Annotated in this window: 3 protein-coding genes; all 3 read right to left on the reverse strand. The window is 41.2% G+C overall.

Going from position 1 to position 1,296, the window contains the following annotated elements; translation table 11 throughout:
* Positions 1-115 precede the first annotated feature (115 nt).
* Genes CBF27_RS14230 through CBF27_RS14525 form a run of 3 tightly spaced genes read right to left on the reverse strand, consistent with a single transcriptional unit; the run spans position 116 to position 1,158 of the window.
* The gene (locus CBF27_RS14230; protein ID WP_170175131.1) at positions 116-274 is read right to left on the reverse strand and encodes a hypothetical protein; all 159 of its coding nucleotides are present in this window, start codon (positions 272-274) and stop codon (positions 116-118) included.
* 58 nt (positions 275-332) lie between these two features.
* Positions 333-1,040 carry a replication-relaxation family protein gene (locus CBF27_RS13970; RefSeq protein ID WP_126815307.1) on the reverse strand — a complete coding sequence of 236 codons (708 nt, stop codon included), beginning with the start codon at positions 1,038-1,040 and terminating at the stop codon, positions 333-335.
* The gene (locus tag CBF27_RS14525; RefSeq protein WP_281273715.1) at positions 1,027-1,158 is read right to left on the reverse strand and encodes a hypothetical protein; all 132 of its coding nucleotides are present in this window, start codon (positions 1,156-1,158) and stop codon (positions 1,027-1,029) included. The genes CBF27_RS13970 and CBF27_RS14525 overlap by 14 nt, the downstream gene beginning before the upstream one ends.
* Positions 1,159-1,296 lie beyond the last annotated feature (138 nt).

Genomic DNA, 1,296 nt, shown 5'->3' on the forward strand with positions numbered 1-1,296 from the left:
AGAACAGAGTCAACAAACGTGTCGCTAACCTTATAGAAAAGAGCGCCAGATAAGTTGGATGGTTTTCTATGAAAATCATACCTTATCTGACGCTATTTGTGCGCCCGTGTGATTATTACCCGCTTACGCTAGACAACACAGCAGGCAGGACAAAAAAGAGTTCGACCAAAACGACACAAACCAGAAAAACATAAGCAACGACATTGAGCCAATCATCATCAGATTTTTTCCTCGACGCACCTTCAAAAATATCACCACTTTTTTCGTCGAACATCTGGTTTTCTCCTCTCGTATCCCTTAATGGATAGGGTCAGCGCAGCTGATCGTGGCCATTAAGGTTGACGTGCCGACAACTCTCTAAAAAAGACAGGCAACCCCACTTGTTTGGCAGTCGTTTCCACATGACGTTTAACGCTTTCTTGCTGGCAAACGTACCAAACATTGGTATACGTTTTTCGTTGTAGTTCGTCCTTATACCATAGTAACTTTGCTTTTAGGCTCGCTTTGTTTTTGCGTGACAATTCGACTTCATACGCATTGATTATCTTATTTCCCTCATTCTCAAATAGCAACAAATAATCAGGCACTCGATTTCTTGCTCGTTTTTTAGAGGCAGTAGACTGACGTAAGTCCAGAGTGAGGGCGATTTCTGCCAGTTGGTCACGCTCTGTCACAATCTTAACAGGAATATCCCCCAGCTGATTATGAATATAGGCAATATCTTCTAATAGACAATCATTTACCAATAAATCATGCTCTATCGTTGCCAGATTGGGCGTTTTCTGACCGCTTTTCACATAACCAAAATTGATAGACCCGACATACTCACTGCCTGCTCTTGTAATATAGTGAACGTAACCTCTCCCTAGCTGGTAAGTCGCAATATACCCCAGTTCTTCCAATGCCTTGACAGCATAGACCATATCTTTGTAGGCTATCTGAACACGTTGCAAAATCTGTTCTCTTGTTAAAATGCCATATTTATCAATCGTTTGTAGAATTTCTCTCCGTTTCTCACTTAAACCACTATATTTCATCATTTGTCCTGTCCTTTTTGAGTTTTTCTAGTTCTGCTTGTTCCCAACTGTCCGCATAGTGATAGTCCCATTTTCGTTCTTCAATCGTCTTAGCTAAATACTCGATTGGGTCACTTTCCAACGTCCGACCTCCTTTGGACAGGCTACACTGGACTAGACAATAAAAATAAGGTGTGTAAACTATAATAAAACACACTGGAGGAATCAACATGTCAGAACGTAGACCGAGACGGACATTTACCAAGGAATTTAAACAGCA

Source organism: Vagococcus acidifermentans (assembly GCF_003987655.1).
Taxonomy (GTDB): Bacteria; Bacillota; Bacilli; order Lactobacillales; family Vagococcaceae; genus Vagococcus_B; species Vagococcus_B acidifermentans.

Coding starts and splice junctions, on each gene's coding strand:
- CBF27_RS14230 (WP_170175131.1), bottom strand. CDS start 274: ATGTTCGACGAAAAAAGTGGTGATATTTTTGAAGGTGCGTCGAGGAAA.
- CBF27_RS13970 (WP_126815307.1), bottom strand. CDS start 1,040: ATGATGAAATATAGTGGTTTAAGTGAGAAACGGAGAGAAATTCTACAA.